Below are 24,167 nucleotides of genomic sequence, written 5' to 3'. Positions count from 1 at the left end.
GGACTGGCATGATGGGCAGACACTCTCTGATGCGCTCCATGACGATGGGCGTCGCACTGGCCGCCGCGGTGACGATCGCCGCTCCGGCAGGCACCGTGCAGGCCGCCGCAAGTTCGGTCGTCGCGGTCGTCAACAACACGCCGATCACCTCCGGCGACGTCGAGCGCCGGGTCAACTTCCTCCGGCTGCAGCGGGCTAAGGGGAACCTGCGCGCCGTCGCCCGCGAGCAGCTGATCGAGGATGCGCTGAAGCGCGAGGAGATCGTCAAGGCGCGCGCCTCCGTCAGCACGACCGAAGTGGACGCAGCCTATGCGCGCTTTGCGGCATCCAACAAGATGTCGCCCGAGCAGCTCGGCAAGATCCTGAACCAGGCCGGCGTCGGCTCCGAGCACTTCAAGCAGTTCATCGCCTTGCAGATGAGCTGGCCGCGCGTCGTCAACGCCCGCTTCGGCCGCACGAACAACGGCAAGACCCTCGTCGAGCGCATGCAGGAGAACGGCGGCAGGAAGCCGGTGACCACGGAATATTTCCTCAAGCAGGTCATCTTCGTCGTGCCGGAAAAGCGCCGCAGCGCCATCCTCGGCAAGCGCAAGGCGGAGGCGGAAGCCTCCCGCTCGAAGTTCCCCGGCTGCGACCAGGCCAAGGCCTTCGCCGCGACGATGCGCGACGTGTCGATCCGCGACCTCGGCCGCATCCTGGCGCCGGAAATGCCGGAAGACTGGAAGCCGCTGGTCGAGAAGGCCAAGGGCCAGACGACCGGTACGCGCGTCACCGAGCGCGGCGTCGAATACCTCGCCATCTGCAAGCAGCGCGAAGTGAACGACGACGTCGCCGCCGAAATGGTCTTCCGCGCCGAGGACCTCGCCAAGGCGAAGGGCAACGAAAACGACGAGAACAGCAAGAAGTACCTCGCCGAGCTGCGCAAGAAGGCGACGATCACCGAACGCTGACGGCCCCATGCGATCTCCCGGCGCCCCAAGCGGGGCGCCCGTCCCAACCCGCTGACGGCAGGGCCTTCATGACGACGACGAACACGCCCCCGCTGGCGCTCACCATGGGCGATCCGGCGGGGATCGGGCCCGACATCACGCTTGCCCTTTGGTCGGCCCGCGCGGCGCTTTCCCTCCCTCCTTTCCTCTTCATCGGCGATGCCCGGGTCCTGCGCGACCGCGCGGCGGTGCTCGGCTTCGAAGTTGCAGTCGCCGCCGCCGAACCGGAGACGGCCGCCGCCGTCTTTGCCGAGGCCATCCCGGTTCTTACGTCGGATTGCGCCGCGCCCGTCGTCGCCGGCACGCCGGATTCCCGCAATGCCGCCGCGATCACCGGTGCCATCGAAACGGCCGTCGCCCTGACGATGGCGGGCCGCACCGCCGCCGTGGTGACCAACCCGATCGCCAAGGCCGTCCTCTACGATGCCGGCTTCGGTTTTCCCGGCCATACCGAATTCCTCGCCGACCTCGCCGCGAAGGCGACGGGCGAAGCCGCCCTCCTCCCGGTCATGCTGCTTGCCGGGCCGAAGCTGCGCGCCGTGCCCGTGACGATCCACATCCCGCTGAAGGACGTTCCGGCAGCGCTGACGGAAGACCTCATCGTCGAGACCGCCGTCATCACCGCGCGGGACCTGCGCCGGCGCTTCGGCATCGCCCGGCCGCGCCTCGCCGTTGCCGGGCTCAATCCGCACGCGGGCGAAGGCGGCGCGCTGGGGCTGGAGGACGACGCCATCGTACGGCCCGCCGTCGAGCGGCTGCGGGCGGCAGGCATCGAGGCCGTCGGGCCGCTGCCGGCCGACACCATGTTCCACGACGCGGCCCGCGCGACCTATGACGTGGCGCTGTGCATGTACCACGACCAGGCGCTGATCCCCGCCAAGGCGCTCGGCTTCGACGATTCCGTCAATGCGACGCTCGGCCTGCCCTTCATCCGCACCTCGCCGGACCACGGCACGGCCTTCGCCATCGCCGGCAAGGGGCTGGCGAGGCCCGACAGCCTGCTGGCGGCGCTGAGGCTGGCGGCCGAGCTTGCCGCGCATGAGCGCGCCGCGAAGGGGACGGCGTGATGGCGGCGCTCGACGGACTTCCGCCGCTGCGCGACGTCATCCAGCGGCACGGGCTCGACGCCAGGAAGGCGCTCGGCCAGAACTTTCTGCTCGACCTCAACCTCACCCAGAAGATCGCCCGCACGGCCGGCCCCGTCGAGAACCATACGGTGATCGAGGTCGGGCCGGGGCCGGGCGGCCTGACGCGCGCCATCCTGGCGCTCGGCGCAAGACATGTGATCGCCATCGAGCGCGACGCGCGCTGCCTGCCGGCGCTCGCGGAAATCGCCGGGCACTATCCGGGCCGGCTGACGGTGATCGAGGGCGACGCCCTGAAGACGGATTTCGAGGCGCTGGCGCCGGGCGAGCCGGTGCGCGTCATCGCCAACCTGCCCTACAACGTGGGCACGCAGCTCCTCGTCAACTGGCTGCTGCCGAAGCGCTGGCCGCCCTTCTGGGACTCGCTGACGCTGATGTTCCAGCGCGAGGTGGGCCTGCGCATCGTCGCCGGGGAGAACGACGACCACTACGGCCGGCTCGGCGTGCTGTGCGGCTGGCGCACCCACGCGCGCATGGCCTTCGACGTGCCGCCGCAGGCCTTCACGCCGCCGCCGAAGGTGACGTCCTCCGTCGTGCACCTGGAACCGCTCGCAGACCCGCTGCCCTGCGACGCCGCCGCGCTGGAGCGCGTCACCCACGCCGCCTTCGGCCAGCGCCGCAAGATGCTGCGCCAGAGCGTCAAGTCGCTCGGCGGCGAGGCGCTCCTGGCGCGGGCGCAGATCGATCCGCAGCGCCGGGCCGAGACGCTGAGCGTGGAAGAATTCGTGCGGCTGGCGAACGCGCTCTGAGCGCCGTCGCCACGGGCGCCGTACCTTACAGAACCGGCTTCTCCGTCACCAGCCTCGTCACGAAATCGAACAGCCCGTGGCGGCGGTCGCGGCGCAGGCGTTCGGCCTTGACGATGCTCTGCACGGCGTCGAAGGCGACCGAGAGGTCGTCGTTGAGGATGACGTAGTCGTATTCGCGCCAATGCTCGATCTCGGCCCGGGAGTTGGCGAGGCGCGTCTGGATGACGTCCTCCGTGTCCTCGGCGCGGCGATGCAGGCGCGACTGCAGCTCGGTCATCGAGGGCGGCAGGATGAAGATCGAGACGACGTCGGCCGGCATCTTCTCCTGGAGCTGCTGGGCGCCCTGCCAGTCGATGTCGAACAGCATGTCGCGGCCGGCGGACATGGCCTCCTCCACGGGCTCGCGCGGCGTGCCGTAGAAATTGCCGTGCACCTCGGCCCATTCGAGCAGCGCATCGCCGTCGCGCAGGCGCTCGAATTCCTTCTGGTTGATGAAGTGGTAGTGCCGGCCCGCGATCTCGCTGGCGCGGCGCTGGCGCGTCGTGACGCTGACGGAGAGGCTGAGGCCCGGATCGGCCTCCAGGAGGTTGCGGGCGATGGTCGACTTGCCGGCGCCGGACGGCGAGGAGATGACGAGCATCAGCCCGCGGCGCTCGATGTGGATCTGCTTCGACTGCTCGGCCATGCCCTACTCCAAATTCTGGACCTGTTCCCTGAACTGGTCGATGACGACCTTCAGTTCGATGCCTGCAGCCGTTACAGCAGCGGCGTTCGACTTGGAACAGATCGTATTCGATTCCCGGTTAAATTCCTGTGCGAGAAAATCGAGCTTGCGGCCGATGGGCCCGCCCGCGGCGATGAGCGCGCGCGCGGCCGCCACATGCGCCTTCAGCCGGTCGATCTCCTCGCGCAGGTCCGCCTTGGTGGCGAGCAGCGCGGCTTCCTGATGCAGCCGGTCACGGTCGAGCGCGGTGCCGCCCTGCATGAGCATCGCGACCTGCGCGGCAAGCCGCTCGGCGATCGCCGCGACGCTGCGCGAGGGATCGGCTTCGACGGCCTCGGTCAGCGCCTCGATGCGCGCGACCTGGCCGAGCAGGACCTCGGCGAGCGCGGTCCCCTCCTTGCGGCGCATGTCGGCGAGACAGCGGATCGCCTCGGCGAAACCCTGCCGGATGTCGCCGTCGCGGGCGGCGCGCTCCGCTTCGCTCTCCTCCGCCTCGCGGAAGTCGACGACGCCGCGCACGGAAAGCAGCGTATCGAGCTTGAGGGGCGCGGGATCGACGATGCCGGCAAGCTGGTCGCGCAGCGCCAGCACGGCCGCGAGCGCGCCCTGGTTCACCACGGCCTCGACCTGCGGCTCGCTGACGCTGACGGCAAGGCCGACCTGGAGGTTGCCGCGGGAGAAGGCCTCGCCCGCGAGCCGCCGCACGTCCGTCTCCAGCGCCTCGAAGCCGGGCGGCAGGCGCAGGCGCAGGTCGAGGCCCTTGCCGTTGACCGAGCGCAGTTCCCACGCCCAGCGGGTGCGCCCGCTGGTCCCCTCGACCCGCGCAAAGCCGGTCATCGATTGCAATGTCATGTCAGCCTCCAATGGCGCCCCGCCTCGCCATGCCGCAGGCGGGCCGGCCGGGTGTGCGCGGCATGCGCGACACCGTTTTTTCAAAGTGGAACAGTTTCACGGGGTTGGAAACGGGCAAGCGTGCGGAACGGGCGGCGATCCACATCAAAGGTTACGGGGCCCGAACGAAACGGCCCCGGACGAGGACGCCGGGGCCGCTTGCGGATTGCAGGGCGCTACTGGGCGCTGGTGGCTTCCGCCTCCTTGGCGGCCTCCGCGGCCTTCTCCGCTTCGAGCTTGCGCCACCGGCGGACGTTCTGGTTGTGCTCCTCCAGCGTCTCGGCGAAGACGTGGCCGCCGGTGCCGTCGGCGACGAAGTAGAGGTCGGGCGTGCGGGACGGGTTTGCCACCGCCTCGAGCGCCGCCCGGCCGGGATTGGCGATCGGCGTCGGCGGCAGGCCCTTGATGATATAGGTGTTGAAGGGCGTCTGCTTTTCGAGGTCCGACTGGAAGATCGGGCGATCGGCCGGTTTGCCCTCGCCGCCGAAGATACCGTAGATGATCGTCGGGTCGGACTGCAGGCGCATGCCCTTCTCAAGCCGGTTGAGGAAGACCGAGGCGACGCGCGGCCGCTCGTCCGCCCGGCCCGTCTCCTTCTCGACGATCGAGGCGAGCGTCACGAACTCCTCGCGCGTGGCGATCGGCAGGTTGTCGTCGCGCCGTTCCCAGATCTGGTCGACCAGGTTCTTCTGCGCCGTCAGCATCTGCTGGAGGATGTCGGCGCGCTTGGTGCCGCGCGAGAACTTGTAGGTGTCGGGCATCAGCGTGCCCTCGGCCGGAAGCTCGGCCGGAAGGTCGCCTTCGAGCACCGGGTCGTCGGCAAGGCGCTTGAACACCTGCTTGACCGTCAGGCCCTCCGGCACGGAGACGCTGTAGAGGATCGACTTGCCGGATTTCAGCAGTTCCATGATCTCGCGCATGGAGGCGCCGGCCTTGATCTCGTACTCGCCGGCCTTCAGCGTCTCGCCGTCGAGATAGACGCGCGAGAGCACGCGGAAGACGCGGCTGTCGGTGATGATGTTGTTGCGCTCCAGGTTGGCGGCGATCTCGTTCGTGCCGGCGCCGTTGCGGACGATGAAGTTCGTGTTGGCGGTCAGCGGCCCCGGCTCCTCGTAGCTCTTCACGCCGTAGTAGAAGACGCCGACGCCGATGATCGTCGCGAAGACGATGACGGTCATCACGAAGTTCAGGAAGATGACGATCTGGCTGCGCGCCTTGCGCGAGCGGCGGCGGCTCGGCGGCTCGGGCACCTGCTCGGGACGCAGGGCCTCCTTGGCGGACTTGGGGATGATGCGCGGCTGGCCGGATGCCTCGCGGCCAAACGGCGTCTCGCCGGAATCGTTCGTGTCGCTCACGGACTGTCCTCATGGTTCGGGTATTGCCCGACGTGTTCAGCAGAGCAATACGGCAAAAGCGGGGATGTCCCGCCCAGTTAGTCGACACCGAATGCCGGATGAGGAGACTCGCCGGCGATGCGGGGTCAGGCGTATCGCTTGAGCACGAGCGACGCGTTCGTCCCGCCGAAGCCGAACGAATTGGACAGCGCCACGTTGATCTCGCGCTCGCGGGCCTTGTGCGGCACCAGGTCGATCGCCGTCTCCACGTCGGGATTGTCGAGGTTCAGCGTCGGCGGCGCGATATTGTCACGGATCGCCAGCGCCGTGAAGATCGCCTCGACCGCGCCGGCCGCGCCGAGCAGGTGGCCGATCGCCGACTTGGTGGACGACATGGAGATGCGGGAGGCGGAATTGCCGACAAGGCGCTCGACGGCACCAAGCTCGATCGTGTCGGCCATGGTGGAGGTGCCGTGCGCGTTGATATAGTCGATCTCGCCCGGCGAGATGCCGGCGCGCTTCAGCGCCATCGTCATGCAGCGGAAGGCGCCCTCGCCATCCTCGGACGGCGCGGTGATGTGGAAGGCATCGCCGGAAAGGCCGTAGCCGACCACTTCGGCATAGATCTTCGCCCCGCGCGCCTTGGCGTGCTCCAGCTCCTCCAGGACGACGACTCCGGCGCCCTCGCCCATCACGAAGCCGTCGCGGTCGCGGTCATAGGGGCGGGATGCGGCGGCCGGATCGTCGTTGCGCGCGGTCGACAGCGCCTTGCAGGCGGCAAAGCCGGCCAGCGCGATGCGGCAGATCGGGGATTCGGCCCCGCCCGCCACCATGACGTCGGCATCGCCGAGCGCGATCAGGCGGCTCGCGTCGCCGATCGCATGCGCGCCGGTCGAGCAGGCCGTGACGACGGAATGGTTGGGGCCGCGCAGCTTGTGCTTGATGGAGACCTGGCCGGAGGCGAGGTTGATCAGGCGGCCGGGGATGAAGAAGGGCGAAATGCGGCGCGGCCCCTTGTCGCGCAGCGTGTAGCCCGCCTCGACGATGCCTTCGAGGCCGCCGATGCCCGAACCGATGAGCACGCCGGTCGCGACCTGGTCCTCGTCGGTCGCCGGATGCCAGCCGGCATCGTCGAGCGCCATGTCGGCGGCGGCCACGGCGTAGGTGATGAAGGGGTCGACCTTGCGCTGCTCCTTGGGCTCCATCCATTGGTCGGGATTGTAGGTGCCGTCGGAGCCGTCGCCGAGCGGGATGGAACAGGCGATCTTGGCGGGAAGGTCCTCGACCTCGAAGGCGGTTACCCTGGCGGCGCCGCTGCGGCCTTCCAGAAGCCGGCTCCAGGTCACTTCGGTACCACAGCCCAGCGGGGATACCATGCCGGTACCCGTGATAACGACACGCCTCATCGTCCGTGATCCACCCTTTTTTTCGTATTCGTTGCCTCGTAGAGAGGTGCGGCCTCCCGGACGGAGACCGGGACGGGCCGCCTGGAAAGCGGCCCGCCGGCAAGTCGGTTCAGGTCAGGCCTGAGCCTTCTCGATGAACTTGACGGCGTCGCCGACCGTCAGGATCGAGTCGGCGGCATCGTCCGGGATCTCGACGCCGAATTCCTCTTCGAACGCCATGACCAGTTCGACGGTGTCGAGCGAGTCCGCGCCAAGATCATCGATGAAGCTTGCGCCTTCGCTGACCTTTTCGGCGTCAACGCCCAGATGATCAATGACAATTTTCTTTACGCGTTCTGCGATATCGCTCATGTCGGATTCCTCGACCTTCGTTTTTGATCGGCGCCTGTCACGGCACCGGACACTCGACACGCCCGATGTGCCTCAAGAACACACCCGGCAATCCCTTCAACCGGCAATGCGGCATCGACGATACTGTTCCCGTATCGCCTGATCGCTCAGGCATTTGCCGGTCGACTGCTGGCAGTCATGGCCCGATTAACACGGTTTATGCCTGCCGCAAAGTCCGAAAATGGCCGGCGCGCCAGCGGTCAACATGCAATTTATGCTGTTTCGCCGGGCGCTTGGGCCGTGTCCGGATCATCGTTCAGATCATCGCCATGCCGCCGTTCACATGCAGCGTCTGGCCCGTCATGTAGCCGGCTTCCGACGAGGCGAGATAGGCGACGGCGGAAGCGACTTCCGCGCCGGTGCCCATGCGCTTCATGGGGATGGCGCCCATGATCGCTTCCTTCTGCTTGTCGTTCAGCTTGCCGGTCATGGCGCTTTCGATGAAGCCGGGCGCCACGCAGTTGACCGTCACGTTGCGGGTCGCGATCTCCTGCGCCAGCGACTTGGTGAAGCCGATCATGCCGGCCTTGGAGGCGCAGTAGTTCGCCTGGCCCGGATTGCCGGTGACGCCGACGACGGAGGTGATGTTGATGATGCGGCCGTAGCGGCGGCGCATCATCGGATGGGTGAGCTCGCGCGTCAGGCGGAAGACGGCCGTCAGGTTCACTTCGAGCACGGCGTCCCAGTCCTCGTCGCTCATGCGCACGAAGAGGCCGTCCCTGGTGATGCCGGCATTGTTGACGAGGATGTCGACGCCGCCGAGCTCGGCCTCCGCCTTCTCGCCGAGCGCCTTCACCTCGGCGCGGTCGGAGAGGTTCGCCGGGAAGATGTGGACGCGCTCGCCGAGGTCGCCGGCCAGCGCTTCGAGCTTCTCGACGCGCGTGCCGTGCAGGCCGACGACGGCGCCCTGGGCATGGAGGATGCGGGCGATCTCCTCGCCGATGCCGCCGGACGCGCCGGTGACGAGGGCCTTGCGGCCGGAAAGGTCAAACATGGGTTGGTTCCTCTCGTTGGAGCGAATAGCGAATGGGGAGTGGCGAACAGGGGAAGAGCGAGAGCGTAGCTTTTCTATTCGCTATTCGCTATTCGCCACTCCCAATTCGCCCCTCAGATCAGCGCGGAAAGCGCGCTGTCGATATCGGCCGGCGTATTCACCGCGATGCCGGTGACGGACTTGTCGATGCGGCGCGCAAGGCCGGTCAGCACCTTGCCGGAGCCGACTTCGTAGAGGGTGGCGACGCCGTTTACGGCGAACCATTCCACCGTCTCGCGCCAGCGCACCTGGCCGGTGACCTGCTCGACGAGCAGGCGCACGATCTCCTGCGGGTCGCTGACCGGGGCGGCGCGCACATTGGCGACGACCGGCACGACCGGGGCCTTCACCGCGACGCCGGCCAGCGCCTCGCGCATGGCGTCGGCGGCCGGGCCCATCAGGGCGGAATGGAAGGGGGCGGAGACGGAGAGCATCAGCGCGCGCTTGGCGCCCTTTTCCGTCGCGAGCCGGGCGGCGACCTCCACGGCCGGCTTGGAGCCGGAGATGACGAGCTGGCCGCCGCCGTTGTCGTTGGCGATCTGGCAGGTGCCGCCGGCGGAGGCCTGCCGGCAGATGGCGTCCACGTCGGCGTGCTCGAGGCCGATGATGGCGGCCATGGCGCCCTCGCCGACCGGGACGGCCGACTGCATGGCATTGCCGCGGATGCGCAGGAGCCGCGCCGTGTCGGCCAGCGAGAAGGCGCCGGCGGCACAGAGCGCGGAATATTCGCCGAGCGAGTGGCCGGCGACGTAGGAGACCTGATCCTTCAGCGAAAAGCCGCGCGCTTCCAGGACGCGCATGACGGCGATCGAGACGGCCATCAGCGCCGGCTGGGCGTTCGCCGTCAGCGTCAGCGTCTCCTCCGGCCCGTCGAACATGACGGCGGACAGCTTCTGGCCGAGCGCCTCGTCGACCTCCGCGAAAACGGCGCGCGCCTCCGGAAAGGCTTCCGCGAGGTCCTTGCCCATGCCGACGGCCTGGCTGCCCTGGCCGGGGAAGGTGAATGCTACGCTCATAGGGGTTTCTCCCGTCTTATGTTTTCCCTTCCATTCACATTCCGGCCCCGCAAGTCAAGGCGTGAGGCCGCCCCGTGCCGCTCCCGGGCCGGCATTTCCGGGGCTTCGCACAGGGAATCGACGCTTGCGTCTTGCACTTCGCGGCCACCGGCCTACATTCGCGCCGTTCCACAAACAGGATTCTCCCACCCATGAAATACAATCCGCTCGGCCGGACCGGCATCCGCGTGTCGGAGATCTGCCTCGGCACGATGACCTGGGGTTCGCAGAACAGCGAGCAGGAAGCCCACGACCAGCTCGACTATGCCTTTTCCCAGGGCGTGAACTTCATCGATACGGCCGAACTCTACCCGACGACGCCCCTTTCGCCCGAGACCTACGGCGATACCGAGCGCTTCATCGGCAACTGGATGAAGGCGCGCGGCAACCGCGACAGGGTGGTGCTCGCCTCCAAGGTCGCCGGTCCCGGCCGTCCCTATATCCGCGGCGGCGCGCCGATGAGCCGTGCCGGCATCCTCTCGGCGATCGACGACAGCCTCTCGCGCCTGAAGACCGACTATCTCGACCTCTACCAGCTGCATTGGCCGAACCGCGGCCACTACCATTTCCGCAATGCCTGGAGCTACGATCCCTCGAAGCAGGACCGGCAGAAGGTGGCGGCCGAGCTCCTCGAAATCCTCGAGACCGCCGGCGAGCTCGTCAAGGCCGGCAAGGTGCGGGCGCTCGGCCTTTCCAACGATACGGCCTGGGGCACGATGCAGCTCCTGAAGCTCGCCGGGGAAAGGGGCCTGCCGCGCGTCGCCTCGATCCAGAACGAGTACAACCTGCTCTACCGCACCTTCGACCTCGACCTGGCGGAGCTGTCGCATCACGAGGATGTCGGCCTCCTCGCCTATTCGCCGCTCGCCGCCGGGCTCCTCACCGGCAAGTATCTCGACGGCGCCCGGCCGGAGGGCTCGCGCCTGACGAAGAACGGCGACCTCGGCGGACGCTACCAGCCGCTGCAGGAGCCGGCGGTGCGCGCCTATGTGGAACTTGCGAAGGAACACGGGCTCGACCCCGCCCAGATGGCCCTCGCCTTCTGCCTGACCCGCCCCTTCATGGCCTCGGTCATCATCGGCGCGACGTCGATGGAGCAGTTGAAGACGGATATCGCGGCGAAGGATCTCGAACTTTCGACCGACGTGATGAACGGCATCCGCCGCATCCACCGCCTCTATCCGGCGCCGATGTAGGCGCGCTGCCTTCGCCTCCAGCTTCGTCCCTAAAAAGAAAACCCGCCGTTTCCGGCGGGTTTTCCTACGCTTGCATGCGGGTGACGTTACGGGTTGGTCGTGGTGGCGCCGCCGCCCTCGCCCGGCTGGCTTTCCAGCGGCTGGGTGCCTGCCGCCCCGTCAGGCTGAGCGCCCGACTGGCCATCGGTGGCCGTGCCGCCGGCCGGGGCATTGTCCTGCGTGCCGATCGCCGAGGTGTTGGCGTTCGGATCGACGCCGTCACCCGGCGTTCCGCTGCCGACGAAATAGAAGATGCCCACCGCGACGAGCACGGCGAGGATAACGGCGACGGCCCAGCCGCCCGTGCCGCCGCTGCTCTGATTGACGACGGTCGGGCCGCGGTCTTCCACCGGACGCGTCGTATGGTCTTCCGGGGGACGATTGACAAGGTTGGGGTCCTGCATGTCGGTCACTCCATCTGGTTGTATCGGACGGAACAACGCACCATCGGCAATTTGGTTCCCGCCCCGTTTTAGAACGAGACACCGCCTTTTGCGCCGCAGGCCTTGCGTTCGCGCGAAAAACCCGTATAAGCGCGCTGTTCAAAACACCCGGTCGACCGGCTGGTGGCTGAACGGAGGGCCGGCGATCCTTGCGATCGGCCGTTTGGGGCCAAGGGCTCCAGCCTCCCGTGTCTCCGCTCTCGACCGTCTGGATTAACGCTTTTCTTGCTTCGGGCTTGCCGCCCTTGAGAACTGTCGTTGAGGCTTGGCGCCGGTTTCGGGTGTAGGATCAAACGCAAGAAAGGCAAAGCCACATGGCTCTCTACGAACATGTATTCCTGGCCCGCCAGGACGTGTCCGCCCAGCAGGTCGACGCTCTCGTCGAACAGTATAAGGGCGTGATCGAAGCACACGGCGGCAAGGTCGGCCGGGTCGAGAACTGGGGCCTCAAGTCCCTGACCTACCGCATCAAGAAGAACCGCAAGGCGCATTACGCGCTGATGGACATCGACGCTCCGGCCGCTGCCATCCACGAGATGGAGCGCCAGATGCGCATCAACGAAGACGTCCTTCGCTACATGACCATCGCCGTCGAAGCCCACGAGGAAGGCCCGTCCGCGATGATGCAGAAGCGCGACCGCGACGACCGTCCGCGCCGTGACGGCGACGACCGCGGCCCGCGCCGCGACTTCGGCGACCGCGGCCCGCGCCGCGATGGCGACCGTCCGCCGCGTGGCGACCGCCCGGCCCGCGAAGACCGCGCGTAATCGAAGCAGAAGGAGACTAAGACAATGGCTGATATTTCTTCCGCTCCGGCACGCCGTCCGTTCCACCGCCGCCGCAAGACCTGCCCCTTCTCGGGCGCGAACGCCCCGAAGATCGACTACAAGGACGTCCGTCTTCTGTCGCGTTACATCTCCGAGCGCGGCAAGATCGTCCCGTCCCGCATCACGGCCGTTTCCCAGAAGAAGCAGCGCGAGCTCGCCAAGGCGATCAAGCGCGCCCGCTTCCTCGGCCTGCTGCCTTACGTCGTAGCGTAAGGACGCTCGCTCTGCGGCCTCGCTCGACGTCGGGCCGAGGCACCTGACTTCAAGGGAAGACGGCCCGCGCCGCCTTCCCTTTCCCTTCCGCGATGGGCGCGGATCGGAACCGCCGGCCTTGCGCCCTCACATCCGGGGCATCTGGGCCAAAATCCCATGTTGGGGAGACGATCCTGAACAGGTTTGTCAGGAAACTCCTCTAACTGTCTGACCGGACAGGACAGCGAACCGTGAAGAACCTGACGCCGACCTCGATTGCGACCGGCCTGATCGCCGGTGTGACCGCCGCCGCTCTCTCGCTGAGCGCGAACGCGCAGTCGTCGCTTGCGATCGTGCTCTACGCCGCGTCCGCCCTTCCCATCCTGATCGCCGGCCTCGGCTGGGGCAACATGAGCGCGCTGATCGCGATCGTTGCCGCCGGCGTCACGGCTTCCATGCTGGTCTCCTCGCATTTCGCGCTGCTGATCGTCATCATCACGCTGGTCCCGGCCGGCTGGCTGAGCCATCTCGCCAACCTCGCCCGCCCCGCCTCCGAGCTCGGCGGGCCGGAGGGCGCGCTCGCCTGGTATCCGCTGTCCAACATCCTCGCGCACCTTGCCGTCATGGTGACGCTCGGCATGATCGCCGTCGGGGCGATCGTCGGCTACGACGATGCCATGGCCGCCAAGCTCGTCGACATCGTCATCGAGACGCTGAAGGCGCAGGAGCCGCTCTACAACCCGGACGCCGCCGCGGTCGCGCAGCTCAAGTCCGTCTTCGCGCTGGCCCTGCCGCTCGTGCAGGGCGCGCTCTGGGTGTTCCTGCTGTTCGCGGCCTATTACATCGCCACCTTCATCGTGCGCGTCTCGGGCAAGGGCCTGCGCCCGCGCGAGGACATGCCGTCCACGCTGCGCATGCACCGCAACGCCATCTTCCTCTTCCTCGCCGGCCTCGTCCTCGCCTTCCTCGGCGGCGTGCCGGCGATCATCGGCGCGCTCGTCTGCGGCACCTTCGGGGCCGGCTTCGTGCTCGCCGGCTTCGCGAGCCTGCATTTCAGGACGCGCGGCAAGCCCTGGCGGCTCTTTGCGCTGTGGCTCGCCTATCTTTCGGTATTGCTCTTCACGATACCGATCTTCGCCATCCTCGTCCTCGGCCTGATGGACACAAGGCGCACCATCGCGCTGACGCCCGCCGGCCCGGCCGAGAAGAACGACCAGAACGACGGAACTTAAAGAAAGGAAACCCGAACATGGAAGTCATTCTCCTCGAACGCATCGCCAAGCTCGGCCAGATGGGCGAGACGGTAAAGGTCCGCGACGGCTTTGCCCGCAACTACCTCCTGCCGCTCGGCAAGGCCCTGCGCGCCAACGAAGCCAACAAGAAGCGCTTCGAAGCCGAGCGCGCGACGCTGGAAGCGCGCAACCTCGAGCGCAAGTCGGAAGCCCAGAAGGTCGCCGAGCAGCTCGACGGCAAGTCCTTCGTCGTCGTGCGCTCGGCCGGCGAAACCGGCCAGCTCTACGGTTCGGTCGCCGCCCGCGACATCATCGAAGTGCTTGCCGCCGAAGGCTTCAACATCGGCCGCAACCAGGTCGAGCTCAACACCCCGATCAAGGCGATCGGCCTGCACAAGGTCGTCCTGCACCTGCATTCGGAAGTCGAGATCTCGATCGAGCTGAACGTCGCCCGCTCCGCCGACGAAGCCGAGCGCCAGGCCAAGGGCGAAAGCCTGACCTCCGCCGACGCCATCTACGGCGTCGACGAAGACGCCCTGAAGCCGGAAGACTTCTTCGATCCGGAAGCAGACCGCGAAGACGAGGAAGCCTGAGACCGTCAAACCGAGCCGGCGATGCCGGCTCTGCTCTTCGGTTGTGCGATCCGACGGGCCGGCCCTGCCGGCCCGTTCGCTTTTCGACGGCCAGAAAACACGGCTTGAAATCCGTTTCCTTACGTCAATATTTATACCTCGTTAGACTGGATTGGCGGTCGGGCCGCTTCCCAGGCCGGTTTCCGACCAGACCCGTTCCGCCAGATTTTTAAGCGTGACGGAGTTTAGCGAATGAAATTCATTGTACAGGCTCTCGTTTCCCGCCTCATCGAGACCGGAAATCTGACGGTTACCTATCCCGACGGCGCCAGCCAGACCTTCGGCGACGGCACCGGCAACCCCATCCATCTGCGCATCAACACGAAGAAGGCCCTCTGGGGCCTTGCCATCGACCCCGCCTACTATCTCGGCCACCACTACGGCACCGGGGACATAGACATCGTCGAAGGCGACATGTACGGCCTGCTCAAGGCTGTCTTCACCGGCAATCCCGACTTCAAGTATTACGACACCGCCTGGAACCGCCTCCTCGAACGGTTGCGCTACCTCTTTCGCTGGGCGCGTGAGAAGAACAGCATCGTGCGCTCGCGCAAGAACGTGCAGCACCACTACGACCTGACCGGCGCGCTCTACGACCTCTTCCTCGACCAGGACCGGCAATATTCCTGTGCCTATTTCGAGCGGCCGGACCAGTCGCTCGACGACGCGCAGCTCGCCAAGAAGCGCCACATCGCCGCCAAGCTCAACATCAACCGGCCGGGCCAGAGCGTGCTCGACATCGGCAGCGGCTGGGGCGGCATGGCGCTCTACCTCGCCCGCCAGCTGGGCGCCAAGGTGACGGGCGTCACGCTCTCCGACGAGCAGCACGCGCTTTCCGTCAGGCGGGCGAGCGAGGCCGGCCTCTCCGACGAGGTGAAGTTCCTGCTGCAGGACTACCGCAACACGGAAGGCCCCTTCGACCGCATCGTCTCCGTCGGCATGTTCGAGCATGTCGGCCGGCCGAACTACCTCACCTTCTTCAAAAAGAGCGCATCGCTCCTCAAGCGGGACGGCGTGATGCTGCTGCACACGATCGGCCGCACGGACCGGCCGTCCGCCAACAATCCGTTCATCGAGAAGTACATCTTCCCCGGCGGCTACATCCCCGCCCTTTCCGAGGTGATGCAGGCGGTGGAAAAGAGCGGCCTTGCCGTCACGGACGTGGAGATCCTGCGCCTGCACTATGCCGAGACGCTGCGCCACTGGCGCGAGCGCTTCATGGCGCGGCGCGAGGAGGCCAAGGCCCTCTACGACGAAAAGTTCTGCCGCATCTGGGAGTTCTACCTCGCCGCATCCGAAAGCGCCTTCCGCTGGCAGAACCTCGTCGTCTTCCAGCTCCAGCTCGTGCACGACCAGGAGGCGGTGCCGCTGACCCGCGACTATATCGGGCACGGCGAGGATTGTCTGCGTTCGCACGAGGGCAACCCCAAGGGCGAGCGGCGCGGGGCGCGGCAGTTCCCGCAGGAAGCCTCGCTCTGAGATTCGGCGCTCGAGTCAATCCAAAGACGGCGGGCCCGGCGGAATCCGGGCTTGCCGTGTCCCGGCCGCCTGTGGAAAAGTCTAACACCGGGCCTAAAGGACGGGCCGAGTCGGAAGCGCTTGACCCTTGGCCTGAAAGGTCCGAAACCACCGGGCTTCAGGAAACAGGACGGGGAGATTCGGGACGATGAACGATGCCGTGCGCAAGCTGAACCAGGCTGATCGCGACACGACGGAGCCGCATCACCGCGAGGCGCCGAACAACGTCGAAGCGGAGCAGGCGCTGCTGGGCGCCATTCTGGTCAACAACGACGCCTATTACCGCGTCTCGGATTTCCTGAAGCCGATCCATTTCTACGAGCCGCTGCACCGCAAGATCTACGAGCTTGCCGGCGACACGATCCGCATGGGCAAGATCGCCACGACCATCACGCTCAAGACGCATCTGCCGGCGGACGGCAAGGTCGGCGACCTGACCATACCGCAATACCTCGCGCGCCTTGCCGCGGAAGCCGTGACGATCATCAACGCGGAGGACTACGGCCGCGCGATCTACGACCTGGCGCTGCGCCGCTCGCTGATCACCATCGGCGAGGACATGGTCAACATCGCCTATGACGCGCCGCTCGACATGCCGCCGCAGAGCCAGATCGAGGATGCCGAACGGCGCCTGTTCGAGCTGGCCGAGACCGGCCGCTACGACGGCGGCTTCCAGTCGTTCAACGATGCGGTCGCCCAGGCGATCGACATGGCGGGCGCGGCCTTCGAGCGCGACGGCTCGCTGTCGGGCATCTCCACCGGCATCCACTCGCTCGACGCGCGCATGGGCGGCCTGCAGCGCTCGGACCTGATCGTGCTCGCCGGACGCCCCGGCATGGGCAAGACCTCGCTCGCCACCAACATCGCCTACAACATCGCCGCCGCCTACGAGCCGGAGGTGCAGGCGGACGGCTCGTTCAAGGCCAAGAACGGCGGCGTCGTCGGCTTCTACTCGCTCGAAATGTCCTCCGAGCAGCTCGCCACCCGCATCATCTCCGAGCAGACGGAAGTCTCCTCCTCGAAGATCCGCCGCGGCGACATCTCCGAGGCCGATTTCGAAAAACTCGTCGCCTGCTCGCAGATGATGCAGAAGGTGCCGCTCTATATCGACCAGACCGGCGGCATCTCCATCGCCCAGCTTTCCGCCCGCGCGCGGCGCCTCAAGCGCCAGCGCGGCCTCGATTGCCTGGTGGTGGACTATATCCAGCTGATGACCGGCTCGGGCAAGTCGAGCGACAACCGCGTGCAGGAGATCACCCAGATCACCACGGGCCTGAAGGCGCTCGGCAAGGAGCTGAACGTGCCGATCATCGCGCTCTCCCAGCTCTCGCGCCAGGTCGAAAGCCGTGAGGACAAGCGCCCGCAGCTCTCCGACCTTCGCGAATCGGGCTCCATTGAGCAGGACGCCGACGTGGTGCTCTTCGTGTTCCGCGAGGAATATTACGTGAAGAACCTCGAGCCGCGCGACGAGTTCGACCCGAAGTACGAAGAATGGAAGATGCAGTTCGAGAAGGTGAAGGGCACGGCGGACGTGATCATCGCCAAGCAGCGCCACGGGCCGACCGGCACGGTCAAGCTCGCCTTCCAGTCCGAATACACCCGCTTCACGGACCTCGCCGACCCGTCGTTCAGCCAGTACGAGCATTGAGGCTGGACCGGGCCGGGCCGGCGGCAAGCCACTCGCCTCTCCCCCGTCATGGTCGGCCTGACCCGACCATGACGGGGAAAAGATCGTGCCTCACTTCTCTTTAACGTTAAAGGCCGGCGCCTTGCAGAACTTCGCCACGATGGCGAGGGCGCGCCGGCCGCGCGCCTTCTGCTCCGCGTCCGCCATCGGCAGGTCGAGCCGGTCGGAGCAGGTGTCGTCCGTTGCATCGTCCTTGCCGGAGAGCGACATGCGGCTCGAACAGTAGAGTCCCTTGCCCGTCAGCACGATCTGCTCCGCCTCGGGCGCATCGAAGGGGACGGGGTTGGCTTCCGCGATCATGTCGTCGACCGAGGCATAGGCGGCGACGGCGGTGATGCGGCCGAGATCCACGAGGGTCAGCGTCAGCGCCGCCCATTCGTCCGGGAATTGCAGGGCGGCGGTGGTGCGGGCGCGGCAGGGCGCGCCGGAAACCTCGAGCCGCGTCACCAGCCGCGGCGCATCGGGATTGTCGACGACCGAATAGTAGATGTCCGCGCCCTTGTCGCGCACCGGCTCGGCGCCGTCCTGCGCAAGGCCGAGCAGCACCGCATGCGCCTCGCGCATCTCGGCGTCCGTCGGCGCGTCCTGCGCGGCGGCCGGCGCCCGGCAGGCCAGAACGAATGCCACCGCCCCGAAGGTCGCTCCTATCCCGCGCCACATGCTTCTTTCCCTTTTTTGGGCCGCACCATAGAGGCGGCCCCGCGCGGCGGCAATGCGGCCGGCGGGCATATTGCCGCCATGGTCAACAGGCTGTATTCAAGGCCATGAGCACGCACCAGACGCACGCCCGCCCCACCCTTCCCGTCGCCGGCGAGGACCATGCCCGCCTGACGATCGACCTTTCCGCGCTCGCCGACAACTGGCGCGCCATGGCGCGGCGCTCGGGCGCGGCCCGCACGGCGGCGGTGCTGAAGGCCGACGCCTACGGCATCGGGCTCGAGCCCGCCGCCAGGACCCTTCGTCACGCGGGTGCGCGCGACTTCTTCGTCGCCACGCCGGCGGAGGGCGCGGCGCTGCGCGCCGTGCTGCCGGACGCCCGCATCTACGTGCTCTCGGGCATGTGGGCCGGGTCCGAGCGGCTGTTCTTCGAATTCGACCTCGTGCCGGTCATCGTCTCGGAAGAGCAGCTCGTCGTCTTCATGTCGGCCGTCTCCGACAGCGGCGACCTGCCCTGCGTGCTGCATGTCGATACGGGCATGAGCCGGCTCGGGCTCAGGGTCGAGGACGCGCTGGCGCTGGCGAGCGATGCGGCCCGGCCGGCGAGCTTCTCGCCGATCATGCTGCTCAGCCACCTCGCCTGCGCGGACGATCCGGGCCATGCGCTCAACCGCCAGCAGCTCCAGCGCTTCCGCAGCGTCGTCCAGGCCTTCGACGACATCGACGCGACGCTCGCCAATTCGGCCGGCATCTTCCTGGGCGAGGACTATCACTTCACCCTCACCCGCCCCGGCATCGCGCTCTACGGCGGCAGCGCGGTCAGCGACATGCCGAACCCGATGAAACCGGTGGTCACGGCCGAGGCGCGCATCCTCCAGGTGCGCGAGGCGAAGGCCGGCGAGAGCGTGAGCTACGGCGCCACGGTGCTTGCCCGCGACACGCGCATCGCCGTCGCGGCCATCGGCTATGCGGACGGCTATATGCGCAGCCTCTCCGGCTCCGGCGTGCCGCTGCGCAAGGCCGGCCTTGCCGGCGCGAGCGGCATGCTGCACGGCCGCGCCGTGCCGCTGATCGGCCGCGTCACCATGGACCTCACCCATTTCGACGTCACCGACCTGCCGCCCGGCAGCGTGCGCGCCGGCGACTTCATCGAGCTGTTCGGCCGCAACATGCCGATCGAGGACGTCGCGCGCGCGGGCGGCACCATCGACTACGAGCTCCTCACCAGCCTCGGCCGCCGGTACGAGCGGCGCTACGAGGCGGCGAAAAAATAGGACACGTTCCCGTTTTGTGCTAATGGCTTCCGGAGTGATTCCGGAAAGCGAGACCCGATGGCGAAAGCCCGCACCCAATTCGTCTGCCAGAACTGCGGCACCGTGCATTCCCGCTGGGTCGGGAAATGCGAGGGCTGCGGCGAATGGAACACCGTCGTCGAGGAGGACCCGATGGGCGGCATCGGCGCCGGCCCCGGCAGGGTGCCGAAGAAGGGCCGTCCCGTCGCGCTGACCACCCTTTCCGGCGAGACGGAGGAGGCCCCGCGCATCCATACCGACATCGCCGAGCTCGACCGGGCGACGGGGGGCGGCTTCGTGCGCGGCTCGGCCGTGCTGATCGGCGGCGACCCCGGCATCGGCAAGTCGACGCTCCTCATGCAGTCCGCCGCCGCCCTCTCCCGCCGAGGCCACCGCATCGTCTACGTCTCGGGCGAGGAGGCGGTGGCGCAGGTGCGCCTGCGCGCGCAGCGCCTCCAGGCGGCCGAGACCGACGTGCTGCTCGCCGCCGAGACCAATGTCGAGGACATCCTGGCGACCGTCGGCGAAGGCCGCCGGCCGGATCTCGTCATCATCGATTCGATCCAGACGCTGTGGAGCGACACGGCCGAGGCCGCGCCCGGCACGGTGACGCAGGTGCGCACCGGCGTCCAGGCGATGATCCGCTTCGCCAAGCAGACCGGGGCCGCCATGGTGCTCGTCGGCCATGTCACCAAGGAGGGCCAGATCGCCGGCCCGCGCGTCGTCGAGCACATGGTCGACGCCGTCCTTTATTTCGAGGGCGACCGCGGCCACCACTACCGCATCCTGCGCACCGTCAAGAACCGCTTCGGGCCGACGGACGAGATCGGCGTCTTCGAGATGTCCGACAAGGGGCTGCGCGAGGTCTCCAACCCGTCCGAGCTCTTCCTCGGCGAGCGCAACGCGAAGGCGCCGGGCGCCGCCGTCTTCGCCGGCATGGAGGGCACGCGCCCGGTGCTGGTCGAGGTGCAGGCGCTCGTCGCGCCCACCTCGCTCGGCACGCCGCGCCGCGCCGTCGTCGGCTGGGATTCGGCGCGGCTGTCGATGATCCTCGCGGTGCTGGAGGCCCATTGCGGCGTGCGGCTCGGGCAGCACGACGTCTACCTCAACGTGGCGGGCGGCTACCGCATCTCGGAGCCGGCCGCCGACCTTGCCGTTGCCTCGGCGCTGGTTTCCTCGCTCGCCGGTCTTGCCCTTCCGGCCGATTGCGTCTATTTCGGCGAAGTCAGCCTGTCGGGCGCCATTCGCCCGGTGGCGCACACCGCCCAGCGCCTCAAGGAGGCGGAAAAGCTGGGTTTTTCGCAGGCCGTGCTGCCCGCCGGCTCCGCCGATCTGCCCAAGGGCAGCGGGAGCCGCTGGAGCGAGATCGACAGCCTGCCGGATCTGGTGGCGCGCATTGCCGGATCGAAGAACGCCCTGAAGCGGGAAGACGAGGACGTCTGACGCCCTCCGGCGAGCGCAAAGCCCTGTGGGAAACGCAGGTCTTGTGCGAGCCGAACCGGGACGGCGAGGATGCCTTCCGCTAATGTGCCCCGCACGATGCGGGGCCCGGCGACATTTCGGGTTTGGAGTAGGACGAACATGCCCATCACAATTCTCGACGGTATCGTCATCGGCGTCGCGCTGTTCTCCGCCGTGCTGGCGATGGTGCGCGGCTTCTCGCGCGAAGTGCTCTCCGTCGCAAGCTGGGTGGGCGCCGCGGCAGCCGCCTACTTCCTCTATCCGGTGCTCCTGCCTTACGCGAAGGACTATACGACGAGCGACACGGTCGCGATGGTGGGCTCGGCCGCCGTCGTCTTCCTGATCGCGCTCATCGTGATCTCGTTCATCACCATGCGCATCGCCGACTTCATCATCGACAGCCGCATCGGCGCGCTGGACCGCACGCTCGGCTTCCTGTTCGGCGCGGCCCGCGGCGTCCTGCTCGTCGTCGTCGCCATGCTGTTCTTCAACTGGCTCGTCGCCCCGCAGCAGCAGCCGTCCTGGGTCACCACCGCCAAATCCAAGCCGCTCCTCGACAATCTCGGCTCGCGCCTGGTGGCGCTCCTGCCGGAAGATGCCGACGCGACGATCCTCGATCGCCTGCGCGGCAAGCCGGTCGAAGGGGAAGACGGCACGGAAGACCCGGATGCCGCCACCGGCGGCACCGGCCAGACGCCGGCCGAAGAGACGCCCGCCACGAACGGATAAGTGATCGGGGGAGCCGCCGCTCGCGAGAATTGACGAAGGCAGGCTACCCGATTTTTTGGTAGGATCAAGACAACAGCCACTGACGCTTCCGGGCCTCGGTGGCAAATGCTTTCGGCGAACCCCATATGGGCCTTGCCGAGGCGGCGAAGACCCTGAACCCCGTGCCCGAACGAAGGCTTGCAGCAATGAGCGATTTCCTGTTCCCCGGCCGCCACGACGACGATCTCGACGGCGACACGCTTCACGAGGAGTGCGGCGTCTTCGGCATCCTCGGCCATCCGGAAGCCGCCACGCTGACGGCGCTCGGCCTGCACGCGCTCCAGCATCGCGGCCAGGAGGCGGCGGGCATCGTCTCCTTCGACGGCAAGCAGTTCCATACCGAAAAGCACATGGGACTCGTCGGCGACCACTATACGAACCCCGCGACGCTGGCCAAGCTCCCGGGCAATATCGCGGTCGGCCACACGCGTTATTCCACGACCGGCGAAGTGGCGCTGCGCAACGTGCAGCCGCTCTTCGCGGAGCTGGAAGTCGGCGGCATCGCCGTCGCCCACAACGGCAACTTCACCAACGGCCTGACGCTGCGCCGGCAGCTCATCGCAGGCGGCGCGATCTGTCAGTCGACCTCCGACACGGAAGTCGTCCTCCACCTCATCGCCCGCTCGCGCTACACATCCACCACCGACCGCTTCATCGACGCCATCCGCCAGATGGAAGGCGGCTATTCGATGCTCGGCATCACCCGCACCAAGCTGATCGCCGCGCGCGACCCCACGGGCATCCGCCCGCTCGTCATGGGCGAGCTCGACGGCAAGCCGATCTTCGCTTCCGAGACCTGCGCGCTCGACATCATCGGCGCGAAATACGTCCGGGACGTCGAGAACGGCGAGATCGTCGTCTGCGAGATCCAGCCGGACGGTTCGATCACCATCGAGGCGAAGAAATCGGGCAATCCGCAGCCGGAGCGCCTCTGCCTGTTCGAATACGTCTATTTCGCCCGCCCCGATTCGGTCGTCGGCGGCCGCAGCGTCTATGTGGCGCGCAAGAACATGGGCATGAACCTTGCCAGGGAGCATCCGGTCGAGGGCGACGTCGTCGTGCCGGTGCCGGACGGCGGCACGCCCGCCGCGCTCGGTTACGCGCAGGAGAGCGGCATCCCCTTCGAATACGGCATCATCCGCAACCACTATGTCGGGCGCACCTTCATCGAGCCGACGCAGCAGATCCGCGCCTTCGGCGTGAAGCTGAAGCATTCGGCCAACCGCGCGATGATCGACGGCAAGCGCGTCATCCTCGTCGACGATTCCATCGTGCGCGGCACGACGTCGCTGAAGATCGTGCAGATGATCCGCGATGCGGGCGCCAAGGAGGTGCATATTCGCGTCGCCAGCCCCATGATCTTCTACCCCGACTTCTACGGCATCGACACGCCGGACCGGGACAAGCTGCTCGCCAACCAGTACAACGACGTGACGGCCATGGCGAAGTATATCGGGGCGGATTCGCTGGAGTTCCTGTCCATCGACGGGCTCTACCGCGCCGTCGGCGGCGAGGACCGCAACCCGGCCCGTCCGCAGTTCACCGACCATTACTTCACCGGCGACTATCCGACGCGCCTCCTTGACAAGGAAGGCGAGACGATGGGACGGAAGGTCTCGGTTCTGGCAAGCAACGGATAAACAAAGAAGCATGAGCATCGACCTGAAAGACCGCATCGCGCTGGTCACCGGCGCGTCGCGCGGGATCGGCTATTTCACCGCCCTCGAACTTGCGAAAGCCGGCGCGCATGTCATCGCCTGCGCCCGTACCGTCGGGGGGCTGGAGGAACTGGACGATGCGATCAAGGCGGCCGGCGGCAGCGCGACGCTGGTGCCCTTCGACCTTGCCGACATGGCGGCGATCGACAGGCTCGGCGGCTCGATCTTCGAGCGCTGGGGCAAGCTCGACATCCTCGTGGCCAATGCCGGCGTGCTGGGCACGATCTCGCCGATCGGCCATGTCGAGGCGAAGGTGTTCGAGAAGGTCATGACGATCAACGTCACGGCGACGTGGCGGCTCATCCGCTCGGTCGAGCCGCTGCTCCTGAAATCCGACGCCGGCCGCGCCGTCATCCTCTCGTCCAGCGCCGCGCACAAGTGCAAGCCCTTCTGGGGCCCCTACTCCGCCTCCAAGGCCGCCGTCGAGGCGCTCGCCCGCACCTGGGCCGGCGAGACGCAGCGCACGACCCTGCGCATCACCTCGCTCGATCCCGGCGCCACCCGCACAGCCATGCGCGCCCAGGCCATGCCCGGCGAGGACCCGGCGACGGTGCAGCATCCCTCGGAGGTGGCGAAGGCCATCCTGCCGCTGGTGGCTCCGGATTTCGCCGAGACGGGAAAGCTCTTCGACATGCGCCAGGGTCGCCTGCTGGACTACCGCCTGCCGGCGTGATCCGGCGGTTTCGCGCCTGCTTTCTTTCCGCGGATGCCGCGTGGATCCTCGGGTCAAGCAACCGTGGAGTTATGGTTTGAAGGCTGGGTCTGTTCTTGCGATGGCGTTTAGGATCG

24 protein-coding genes are annotated in these 24,167 nt (G+C 67.4%); 15 read left to right on the top strand and 9 right to left on the bottom strand.

Going from position 1 to position 24,167, the window contains the following annotated elements; all coding sequences use genetic code 11:
* Positions 1 to 44: 44 nt before the first annotated feature.
* From ACIIOY_RS13540 to rsmA, 3 genes are all read left to right on the top strand, one after another.
* On the top strand, positions 45 to 950 hold the full coding sequence (locus tag ACIIOY_RS13540) for a SurA N-terminal domain-containing protein (RefSeq protein ID WP_411035326.1): 906 nt from the start codon (positions 45 to 47) through the stop codon (positions 948 to 950).
* A gap of 68 nt (positions 951 to 1,018) precedes the next feature.
* Positions 1,019 to 2,056, top strand: a complete 1,038-nt coding sequence (pdxA, locus tag ACIIOY_RS13535; RefSeq protein WP_411035204.1) for a 4-hydroxythreonine-4-phosphate dehydrogenase PdxA — start codon at positions 1,019 to 1,021, stop codon at positions 2,054 to 2,056.
* The gene (rsmA, locus tag ACIIOY_RS13530) at positions 2,056 to 2,883 is read left to right on the top strand and encodes a 16S rRNA (adenine(1518)-N(6)/adenine(1519)-N(6))-dimethyltransferase RsmA (protein ID WP_411035203.1); all 828 of its coding nucleotides are present in this window, start codon (positions 2,056 to 2,058) and stop codon (positions 2,881 to 2,883) included. Before pdxA ends, rsmA begins: the two co-directional genes overlap by 1 nt.
* A 25-nt stretch (positions 2,884 to 2,908) precedes the next feature.
* Here the strand turns inward: rsmA and gmk are convergent, their stop codons facing one another.
* The 7 genes from gmk to fabD all read right to left on the bottom strand — a co-directional run bounded on the left by gmk (position 2,909) and on the right by fabD (position 9,677).
* The gene (gmk, locus tag ACIIOY_RS13525; RefSeq protein WP_411035202.1) at positions 2,909 to 3,568 is read right to left on the bottom strand and encodes a guanylate kinase; all 660 of its coding nucleotides are present in this window, start codon (positions 3,566 to 3,568) and stop codon (positions 2,909 to 2,911) included.
* A 3-nt stretch (positions 3,569 to 3,571) separates the two neighbouring features.
* The gene (locus ACIIOY_RS13520) at positions 3,572 to 4,459 is read right to left on the bottom strand and encodes a YicC/YloC family endoribonuclease (protein WP_411035201.1); all 888 of its coding nucleotides are present in this window, start codon (positions 4,457 to 4,459) and stop codon (positions 3,572 to 3,574) included.
* Positions 4,460 to 4,674: 215 nt separating this feature from the next.
* A complete protein-coding gene (gene mltG / locus ACIIOY_RS13515) occupies positions 4,675 to 5,853 on the bottom strand; it encodes an endolytic transglycosylase MltG (RefSeq protein ID WP_411035200.1) in 1,179 nt (392 codons plus the stop codon).
* Between the two features lie 125 nt (positions 5,854 to 5,978).
* Entirely contained in the window at positions 5,979 to 7,238 is a 1,260-nt protein-coding gene (fabF, locus tag ACIIOY_RS13510) for a beta-ketoacyl-ACP synthase II (protein WP_411035199.1), read from the bottom strand.
* Positions 7,239 to 7,352: 114 nt separating this feature from the next.
* Positions 7,353 to 7,589, bottom strand: coding sequence for an acyl carrier protein (locus ACIIOY_RS13505; protein ID WP_003531676.1), 237 nt, complete (start codon positions 7,587 to 7,589; stop codon positions 7,353 to 7,355).
* Positions 7,590 to 7,884: 295 nt separating this feature from the next.
* Complete coding sequence (fabG, locus tag ACIIOY_RS13500; protein WP_411035198.1) at positions 7,885 to 8,622, bottom strand: 3-oxoacyl-[acyl-carrier-protein] reductase; 738 nt, start codon at positions 8,620 to 8,622, stop codon at positions 7,885 to 7,887.
* A 113-nt stretch (positions 8,623 to 8,735) separates the two neighbouring features.
* Positions 8,736 to 9,677: an ACP S-malonyltransferase gene (gene fabD / locus ACIIOY_RS13495; protein WP_411035197.1), complete on the bottom strand. Its 942-nt coding sequence runs from the start codon at positions 9,675 to 9,677 to the stop codon at positions 8,736 to 8,738.
* 191 nt (positions 9,678 to 9,868) lie between these two features.
* On the opposite strand from fabD, the gene ACIIOY_RS13490 reads away from it, so the two are divergent.
* Positions 9,869 to 10,912: an aldo/keto reductase gene (locus ACIIOY_RS13490; protein ID WP_411035196.1), complete on the top strand. Its 1,044-nt coding sequence runs from the start codon at positions 9,869 to 9,871 to the stop codon at positions 10,910 to 10,912.
* Between the two features lie 86 nt (positions 10,913 to 10,998).
* On the opposite strand, the gene ACIIOY_RS13485 is transcribed toward ACIIOY_RS13490, so the two are convergent.
* Positions 10,999 to 11,355, bottom strand: a complete 357-nt coding sequence (locus tag ACIIOY_RS13485) for a hypothetical protein (protein WP_411035195.1) — start codon at positions 11,353 to 11,355, stop codon at positions 10,999 to 11,001.
* A 353-nt stretch (positions 11,356 to 11,708) separates the two neighbouring features.
* On the opposite strand from ACIIOY_RS13485, the gene rpsF reads away from it, so the two are divergent.
* The 6 genes from rpsF (at position 11,709) to ACIIOY_RS13455 (ending at position 17,443) form a co-directional block, all read left to right on the top strand.
* Positions 11,709 to 12,161 (top strand): 30S ribosomal protein S6, encoded by a 453-nt coding sequence (gene rpsF, locus ACIIOY_RS13480; protein WP_411035194.1) that lies wholly within the window; start codon positions 11,709 to 11,711, stop codon positions 12,159 to 12,161.
* A gap of 24 nt (positions 12,162 to 12,185) precedes the next feature.
* Positions 12,186 to 12,434 (top strand): 30S ribosomal protein S18, encoded by a 249-nt coding sequence (gene rpsR, locus ACIIOY_RS13475; RefSeq protein WP_097139135.1) that lies wholly within the window; start codon positions 12,186 to 12,188, stop codon positions 12,432 to 12,434.
* Positions 12,435 to 12,664: 230 nt separating this feature from the next.
* Positions 12,665 to 13,645 (top strand): YybS family protein, encoded by a 981-nt coding sequence (locus ACIIOY_RS13470; RefSeq protein WP_411035193.1) that lies wholly within the window; start codon positions 12,665 to 12,667, stop codon positions 13,643 to 13,645.
* A gap of 17 nt (positions 13,646 to 13,662) precedes the next feature.
* Positions 13,663 to 14,238, top strand: coding sequence for a 50S ribosomal protein L9 (gene rplI, locus ACIIOY_RS13465; protein ID WP_411035192.1), 576 nt, complete (start codon positions 13,663 to 13,665; stop codon positions 14,236 to 14,238).
* A 231-nt stretch (positions 14,239 to 14,469) separates the two neighbouring features.
* A complete protein-coding gene (locus tag ACIIOY_RS13460) occupies positions 14,470 to 15,756 on the top strand; it encodes a cyclopropane fatty acid synthase (protein WP_411035191.1) in 1,287 nt (428 codons plus the stop codon).
* 187 nt (positions 15,757 to 15,943) lie between these two features.
* Positions 15,944 to 17,443, top strand: coding sequence for a replicative DNA helicase (locus ACIIOY_RS13455; protein ID WP_411035190.1), 1,500 nt, complete (start codon positions 15,944 to 15,946; stop codon positions 17,441 to 17,443).
* Positions 17,444 to 17,533: 90 nt separating this feature from the next.
* Here the strand turns inward: ACIIOY_RS13455 and ACIIOY_RS13450 are convergent, their stop codons facing one another.
* Positions 17,534 to 18,109 (bottom strand): hypothetical protein, encoded by a 576-nt coding sequence (locus ACIIOY_RS13450; protein ID WP_411035189.1) that lies wholly within the window; start codon positions 18,107 to 18,109, stop codon positions 17,534 to 17,536.
* 137 nt (positions 18,110 to 18,246) lie between these two features.
* Between ACIIOY_RS13450 and alr the strand changes: the two genes are divergently transcribed.
* The 5 genes from alr to ACIIOY_RS13425 all read left to right on the top strand — a co-directional run bounded on the left by alr (position 18,247) and on the right by ACIIOY_RS13425 (position 24,051).
* Entirely contained in the window at positions 18,247 to 19,413 is a 1,167-nt protein-coding gene (alr, locus tag ACIIOY_RS13445; RefSeq protein WP_411035188.1) for an alanine racemase, read from the top strand.
* A gap of 57 nt (positions 19,414 to 19,470) precedes the next feature.
* Positions 19,471 to 20,874 carry a DNA repair protein RadA gene (gene radA / locus ACIIOY_RS13440; RefSeq protein WP_411035187.1) on the top strand — a complete coding sequence of 468 codons (1,404 nt, stop codon included), beginning with the start codon at positions 19,471 to 19,473 and terminating at the stop codon, positions 20,872 to 20,874.
* Positions 20,875 to 21,012: 138 nt separating this feature from the next.
* On the top strand, positions 21,013 to 21,621 hold the full coding sequence (locus tag ACIIOY_RS13435; protein ID WP_411035186.1) for a CvpA family protein: 609 nt from the start codon (positions 21,013 to 21,015) through the stop codon (positions 21,619 to 21,621).
* Positions 21,622 to 21,806: 185 nt separating this feature from the next.
* Positions 21,807 to 23,300 (top strand): amidophosphoribosyltransferase, encoded by a 1,494-nt coding sequence (purF, locus tag ACIIOY_RS13430; protein ID WP_411035185.1) that lies wholly within the window; start codon positions 21,807 to 21,809, stop codon positions 23,298 to 23,300.
* A gap of 10 nt (positions 23,301 to 23,310) precedes the next feature.
* The gene (locus tag ACIIOY_RS13425; protein ID WP_411035184.1) at positions 23,311 to 24,051 is read left to right on the top strand and encodes an SDR family NAD(P)-dependent oxidoreductase; all 741 of its coding nucleotides are present in this window, start codon (positions 23,311 to 23,313) and stop codon (positions 24,049 to 24,051) included.
* The last annotated feature ends 116 nt before the right edge of the window (positions 24,052 to 24,167 follow it).

It is taken from the genome of Shinella agrisoli (assembly GCF_046557955.1).
Classification (GTDB): domain Bacteria; phylum Pseudomonadota; class Alphaproteobacteria; order Rhizobiales; family Rhizobiaceae; genus Shinella.
Note: the sequence above shows the minus strand (reverse complement) of the source record. Positions and strands in the feature narration are given on the sequence as shown.